7 protein-coding genes are annotated in these 6,883 nt (G+C 54.4%); 5 read left to right on the plus strand and 2 right to left on the minus strand.

Annotation, left to right across the window (positions count from 1 at the left end):
* Positions 1-32 precede the first annotated feature (32 nt).
* The 5 genes from hemE to SGR01S_RS23055 all read left to right on the plus strand — a co-directional run bounded on the left by hemE (position 33) and on the right by SGR01S_RS23055 (position 3,601).
* Positions 33-1,097 (plus strand): uroporphyrinogen decarboxylase, encoded by a 1,065-nt coding sequence (gene hemE, locus SGR01S_RS23035; protein WP_037425786.1) that lies wholly within the window; start codon positions 33-35, stop codon positions 1,095-1,097.
* 9 nt (positions 1,098-1,106) lie between these two features.
* Positions 1,107-1,793 (plus strand): deoxyribonuclease V, encoded by a 687-nt coding sequence (gene nfi, locus SGR01S_RS23040; RefSeq protein WP_061808689.1) that lies wholly within the window; start codon positions 1,107-1,109, stop codon positions 1,791-1,793.
* Positions 1,794-1,841: 48 nt separating this feature from the next.
* Positions 1,842-2,432, plus strand: a complete 591-nt coding sequence (locus tag SGR01S_RS23045) for a YjaG family protein (protein WP_004953973.1) — start codon at positions 1,842-1,844, stop codon at positions 2,430-2,432.
* Between the two features lie 188 nt (positions 2,433-2,620).
* A complete protein-coding gene (gene hupA / locus SGR01S_RS23050; protein ID WP_012004757.1) occupies positions 2,621-2,893 on the plus strand; it encodes a nucleoid-associated protein HU-alpha in 273 nt (90 codons plus the stop codon).
* Between the two features lie 69 nt (positions 2,894-2,962).
* Positions 2,963-3,601, plus strand: coding sequence for a DUF1481 domain-containing protein (locus SGR01S_RS23055; RefSeq protein WP_061808690.1), 639 nt, complete (start codon positions 2,963-2,965; stop codon positions 3,599-3,601).
* Positions 3,602-3,646: 45 nt separating this feature from the next.
* On the opposite strand, the gene purD is transcribed toward SGR01S_RS23055, so the two are convergent.
* Together purD and purH are read right to left on the minus strand one after the other, a co-directional pair.
* The gene (gene purD, locus SGR01S_RS23060) at positions 3,647-4,930 is read right to left on the minus strand and encodes a phosphoribosylamine--glycine ligase (RefSeq protein ID WP_061808691.1); all 1,284 of its coding nucleotides are present in this window, start codon (positions 4,928-4,930) and stop codon (positions 3,647-3,649) included.
* A gap of 48 nt (positions 4,931-4,978) precedes the next feature.
* Positions 4,979-6,568, minus strand: a complete 1,590-nt coding sequence (purH, locus tag SGR01S_RS23065) for a bifunctional phosphoribosylaminoimidazolecarboxamide formyltransferase/IMP cyclohydrolase (protein WP_061808692.1) — start codon at positions 6,566-6,568, stop codon at positions 4,979-4,981.
* Between the last annotated feature and the right edge of the window lie 315 nt (positions 6,569-6,883).

Below are 6,883 nucleotides of genomic sequence, written 5' to 3' on the forward strand. Positions count from 1 at the left end.
CAATACCGGCAGATGAATAAGGGAGCCCCATAATGAATGAGTTGAAGAACGATCGTTACCTGCGCGCGCTGATGCGTCAGCCGGTGGATGTGACCCCCGTATGGATGATGCGTCAGGCCGGTCGTTATTTGCCGGAGTACAAAGCCACCCGCGCCGAGGCCGGTGATTTCATGTCGCTGTGCAAGAATGCGGAACTGGCCTGTGAGGTTACGTTGCAGCCACTGCGTCGTTTCCCATTAGATGCTGCCATTCTGTTCTCCGACATCCTCACCATCCCAGACGCTATGGGGCTCGGGTTGTATTTTGAAGCAGGTGAAGGCCCACGTTTCTCCTCTCCTATCACCAGCCGTGCCGATGTGGATAAGCTGCCAGCGTTCGATCCGGAAGTGGAACTGGGTTATGTGATGAATGCAGTGCGCACTATCCGTCGTGAGTTGAAAGGTGAAGTACCGCTGATCGGTTTCTCAGGCAGCCCGTGGACATTGGCAACGTATATGGTGGAAGGCGGTAGCAGCAAGGCCTTTACCAAGCTGAAAAAAATGATGTACGCCGAGCCAGCCACGCTACATTTGCTGCTCGATAAGCTGGCTGACAGTGTCATTTTGTATCTCAATGCCCAAATTAAAGCCGGTGCGCAGTCTGTGATGGTATTCGATACCTGGGGCGGCGTGCTGACGGGTCGTGACTACCGTGAGTTCTCGCTGCACTACATGCATAAAATTGTCGACGGCCTGCTGCGTGAAAATGATGGCCGGCGTGTACCGGTCACGCTGTTCACCAAAGGCGGTGGTCAGTGGTTGGAAGCCATGGCGGCAACGGGTTGTGATGCGTTGGGTCTTGACTGGACGACAGACATCGCTGATGCACGCCGTCGCGTAGGGGATAAAGTGGCGCTGCAGGGCAATATGGATCCTTCCATGCTGTATGCATCGCCTGAGCGTATTGGTCAGGAAGTCGAAACCATTCTGGCGGGCTTTGGCCACGGTGAAGGGCATGTGTTCAATTTAGGCCACGGTATTCACTTAGACGTGCCACCGGAAAACGCCGGTGCATTCGTTGAAGCCGTCCATGCGCAATCAGGGAAATACCATCGCTAAGGATCTGATGTGATTGATACTCAAATCCTGCGTGCAGAGCAACTACAGCGCGCATCAGAAGTCATTCGCCAGGATGATTTTTTGGTCGATCCGCCAGCTTTTATCGCCGGTGCCGACGTGGGCTTTGAGCAGGAGGGGGCGGTGACCCGTGCCGCCATCGCCATCCTGCGCTATCCGTCGCTGGAGTTGGTTGAATACCAAGTGGCCCGTGTTGCCACCACCATGCCCTATATCCCTGGTTTTTTATCGTTCCGTGAATACCCTGCGTTGCTTGCAGCCTGGGAGCAACTGCACCAGAAGCCTGACCTGGTTTTTGTCGACGGCCATGGGATCTCGCACCCGCGCCGCTTGGGCGTGGCCAGCCATTTCGGTCTATTGGTCAATGTACCGACCATTGGTGTGGCCAAAAAGCGCCTGTGCGGTAAATTCGCGCCGTTGGGTGTCGAGGCTGGTTCGCTGTCACCCCTGGAAGACAAAGGTGAGCAGCTTGGTTGGGTGTGGCGCAGTAAAGCACGCTGTAACCCGCTGTTTATCTCCACTGGTCACCGCGTTGGGGCCGACAGCGCACTGGCCTGGGTACAACGTTGTATGGCGGGTTACCGTTTGCCGGAACCCACTCGCTGGGCTGATGCCATCGCCTCGCGCCGACCGGCCTTCCAGCGCTGGTTGCAGCAGCATCCAGAGATGTCGCAATGACCGATTTCGGGTACACTGCGGCGCAGATAACGCGTAAGAGAGTGAATAATGCTACGTAACCCGATTCATTTACGTCTGGAAAAGCTTGAAAGCTGGCAACATTTGACCTTTATGGCCAGTTTGTGCGAGCGTATGTACCCGAATTACCAGATGTTCTGCCTGCAAACCGAGTTCGGCGATCCGGCAATTTACCGTCGCATTCTGGATTTGGTGTGGGAAACGCTGGTGGTCAAGGACGCCAAGGTCAACTTTGACAGCCAACTGGAGAAGTTGGAAGAGGCGATCCCCTCGGCAGAAGATTACGATCTTTACGGCGTTTACCCGGCGATTGACGCCTGTATCGCATTAGGGGAACTGATCCATTCGCGACTCAGCGGGGAGACGCTAGAGCACGCCATCGCCATCAGTGAAACGTCAATTCGCACTGTGGCGATGTTGGAAATGACTCAGGCCGGTAAAGAAATGACCGACGATGAGCTGAAAGTTTTGCCTGCGGTAGAGGAAGAATGGGACATCCAATGGGAAATTTTCCGCCTGTTGGCTGACTGTGAAGAGCGTGATTTAGAGCTGATCAAAGGGTTGCGTTCTGACCTGCGAGAGGCGGCGGTAAGTAATATCGGGATAAATTTAACGCAATAAGGCAAGAAAACGTGATTTAACGCCTGATTTGTCATGCCTTAAGGCTTCACATCCGCACCCTGTCTGGTCTACATTTGGGGGGCGTAAAAAAAGTGGCTATCGGTGCGTGTATGCAGGGAGTGCTGTCCATCGGCATATCCGTCGCACTCGATGCTTTGCAAACGATAAACACACTGTAAGGATAACTTATGAACAAGACTCAACTGATTGATGTAATCGCGGACAAGGCTGACCTTTCCAAAGCACAAGCTAAACTGGCTCTGGAATCTACCCTGGCTGCTATTACGGAGTCTCTGAAAGAAGGTGATGCAGTACAATTGGTTGGTTTCGGTACTTTCAAGGTAAACCACCGCAACGAGCGCACTGGTCGTAACCCGCAGACTGGTAAAGAAATCAAAATCGCAGCTGCTAACGTGCCTGCGTTCGTTTCTGGTAAAGCACTGAAAGACGCAGTTAAGTAATACTGCGTGTTCGTGAAAAGATTAAACAGGGGGGCAATCGCGCCCCTTTTGTTTATCCGACAGGCGCTTATGGCCATCGGCATTGCCGGTGCCCTGAGCGCCTGCAGCAGTCATTCCGATCTTCCTGCCTTTAGTGCCAGTGGTTATGTCGCTGATCAGGGTGTTGTCCGCCTGTGGCGTAAAGACGACGATCAGCATCGCCCAGTGGTGTTGATGAGCGTCTATAGCCCTTATCGTGGCCCGGGCACCATCACCACGCTCTACGAATATCAAAATGGCACGCTGCGCCAAATTAAGCGTACCGACGCTGATGGCGATCGTGACTCTATCCAATTGCGCTTTGCCGATGACGGTAGCGTGAGCTTTATGCAGCGCCAACTGGCCACACGGCGTGAACCACTGACCGCTGACGAAATCGCGTTGTACCAGTATCAGGCGCGACGAGTGCTTGAAGTGAGCAATGCGCTGCGCGCCGGTAAGGTGAAGTTGTTACAGGGGCGTTGGCAGCAAGGCGTAGTACAAACTTGCGATGGTCAGACACTGAAACCGGGGCTGGACAGCAGTGCCGAAGCCTGGATTGCGCGACGCGCCAGCAACAGCAGTCAGCCAGTGAATATAGCCTGGTTGGAAGCGCCGGAAGGAAGCGAGTTGTTGCTGGTGGCTAACGACGATTTTTGTCGCTGGGAACCGAAAGAAGACCAGCTATAAAAAAGGCCCCGCATTGCGGAGCCTAAGCGATTTTCAGCGTTCAGATCATTTGCCGCGTGCAATCGCGCGATAGCCAATGTCCTTACGGCAGAAACTTCCCGACCACTGAATGCCTTCCGCTAGCTGATAAGCACGTTGTTGTGCTTGCGCGACAGTTTCACCGAGTGCGGTTACGCACAGTACACGTCCACCGCTGGTCACCACGTCATTGCCCTGCATGCGAGTACCCGCATGGAACACCTTGCCGTCGGCGCTTTCCTGTTGCGGCAGACCTTGAATAACGTCGCCATTGTTGTAATCACCCGGATAACCGCCAGCGGCAAGTACTACGCCTAACGCAGGACGTTCGTCCCATTCAGACGTTTTCTCATCCAGTTTGCCTTCAGCACCGGCCAGACACAGTTCAACCAGATCGGAACGTAGGCGCAGCATAATCGGTTGCGTTTCTGGATCGCCAAAGCGGCAGTTGAATTCAATCACCTTTGGCTGACCGTCGGCAGAGATCATCAGACCTGCATAAAGGAAGCCAACGTAGGTATTACCTTCCGCTGCCATACCACGCACGGTTGGCCAAATTACCTGGTCCATGGCGCGCTGGTGGATTTCATCGGTGACGACCGGAGCCGGAGAGTAGGCACCCATGCCACCGGTGTTCGGGCCGGTATCACCGTCGCCGACACGTTTGTGATCCTGACTGGTGGCCATTGGCACCACGTTCTCGCCGTCGACCATCACGATAAAGCTGGCTTCCTCACCTTCAAGGAACTCTTCCACCACGATACGGTGGCCAGCATCGCCAAATGCGTTCCCGGCAAGCATGTCCTGCACTGCGTCTTCCGCTTCCTGTAACGTCATGGCGACGATCACGCCTTTGCCGGCGGCCAGACCGTCGGCCTTGATGACGATAGGGGCACCTTTGCTGCGTACATAAGCCAGCGCCGGTTCAACCTCGGTAAAGTTCTGATACTCGGCGCTTGGGATATTATGGCGGGCCAGAAAATCTTTGGTAAAGGCTTTAGAGCCTTCTAACTGGGCTGCTGCCTGGGACGGTCCAAAGATTTTCAGACCGGCGGCCTGGAACGCGTCAACCACACCAATGACCAGCGGTGTTTCCGGCCCGACGATGGTGAGACCGATATCATGGCTCTGGGCAAAGGCAAGCAGTGCCGGGATATCGGTAGCGGAGATCGCGATGTTCTCCAAATTGCTTTCCAATGCGGTACCGGCGTTGCCCGGCGCAACATAGACTTTATCTGCCAACGGTGATTGAGCGGCTTTCCAGGCAAGTGCGTGTTCACGCCCACCATTGCCGATAATCAAAATATTCATCAGGTGCTCCACGCTAAGCGTGCGCCGTGGCGCACGCGGCAAAAGGGATTAATGGCGGAAGTGGCGCATGTCGGTAAAGATCATCGCGATAGCGTGCTCGTTGGCGGCGGCAATCACTTCATCATCACGGATCGAACCGCCTGGTTGGATCACGCAGCGGATGCCCACGGCTGCGGCAGCATCAATCCCATCACGGAACGGGAAGAAAGCGTCAGATGCCATCGCGGATCCTTTGACTTCCAGACCTTCGTCAGCAGCTTTGATCCCGGCGATCTTAGCGGAGTAAACACGACTCATCTGACCGGCGCCTATGCCGATCGTCATGTTGTCACGCGCATAAACGATAGCATTGGATTTCACAAATTTGGCGACTTTCCAGCAGAACAGCGCATCACGCAGTTCCTGTGCGGTCGGTTGACGCTCGGACACCACACGCAGATCGCTTTCATTTACCATACCTAGATCACGATCTTGCACCAGCAGGCCGCCATTGACACGTTTGAAGTCGAGAGCGGCAACGCGTTGCTGCCATTGGCCGCAGGCCAATACGCGGACGTTCTGTTTAGCGGCCAACAGAGAGCGGGCTTCCTGGCTGATGCTTGGCGCGATAATCACTTCCACAAACTGACGGCTGATGATGGCTTGCGCGGTGGCGGCGTCCAGCTCGCGGTTAAAGGCAATAATGCCACCGAAAGCAGAAGTAGGGTCGGTTTGATAGGCGCGTTCATAGGCCGCCAGAATATCTTCACCGATTGCGACACCACAAGGGTTGGCGTGCTTGACGATCACGCAAGCGGGTTCGGCGAATTCTTTGACACATTCCAGTGCGGCATCGGTATCGGCGATGTTGTTGTAGGACAGCGCCTTACCTTGTAACTGTTCCGCAGTAGCGACAGAGGCTTCCTGAACATTCTCTTCTATATAGAAGGCAGCTTGCTGGTGGCTGTTTTCACCGTAACGCATATCCTGCTTTTTAATGTAGTTGAGGTTCAGTGTCCGAGGGAAGCGCCCGGAAGGCTGTTGGGTCTCACCGTGGTAGGCTGGAACCAATGCGCCGAAGTAGTTGGCGATCATGCTGTCGTAAGCGGCGGTGTGTTCGAAGGCTTTAATCGCCAGATCGAAACGGGTGGCGTATTGCAGCGAACCGTCGTTGTTATCCATCTCGGTAATAATAGCGGCGTAGTCGCTGCTCTTAACTACGATGGCAACGTCTTTATGGTTCTTGGCAGCGGAGCGCACCATGGTTGGGCCGCCGATGTCGATGTTCTCAACAGCATCTTCCAGTGAACAGTTCGGGCGAGCTACTGTCTGGGCGAACGGATACAGGTTTACGACCACCATATCGATCGGCTTGATGTCATGCTGGCCCATAATGGCATCGTCTTGGCCGCGACGGCCAAGAATACCGCCATGTACTTTGGGATGCAGGGTCTTTACTCGTCCGTCCATCATTTCCGGGAAGCCGGTGTAGTCGGAAACTTCGGTAACAGGCAGGCCGGCATCTGCCAGCAGGCGGGCAGTACCACCGGTGGAGAGCAGTTCAACGCCACGCTGGGAAAGCGCTTCGGCGAATTCAACGATTCCGGCTTTGTCAGAGACGCTGAGCAGAGCCCGGCGGATTGGACGAGGTTGTTGCATGGTTTTATCCCTTGGCTTTGAAGTCGCAATAAAAAGAGCGTTACGTGAATTTCCACCTTCTTCTCTCTATAAAGAAAGGTTTTTCTCTATATAAAGGGGCAAGCAGGCACAAATTCAGGTAACGCCCCCATTAAAAGGGGAGCGTTTCGTCGCGGGGAATTGTAGCGAAAACGTTTGCGTGGCGCTCGTAAATTTTCCGTGCAAATGTGTTCTGTGGATAAGTTTGTGCACAACAGGGTATAAGGAGGGGTTTTGCTGTGGAATGCAGCAAACGATCGTTTTTGTCGAAAATACCTATTGCGGCCTTCTGAGAAC

The sequence above is a fragment of the Serratia grimesii NBRC 13537 genome, assembly GCF_001590905.1.
GTDB classification, from domain to species: Bacteria; Pseudomonadota; Gammaproteobacteria; order Enterobacterales; family Enterobacteriaceae; genus Serratia; species Serratia grimesii.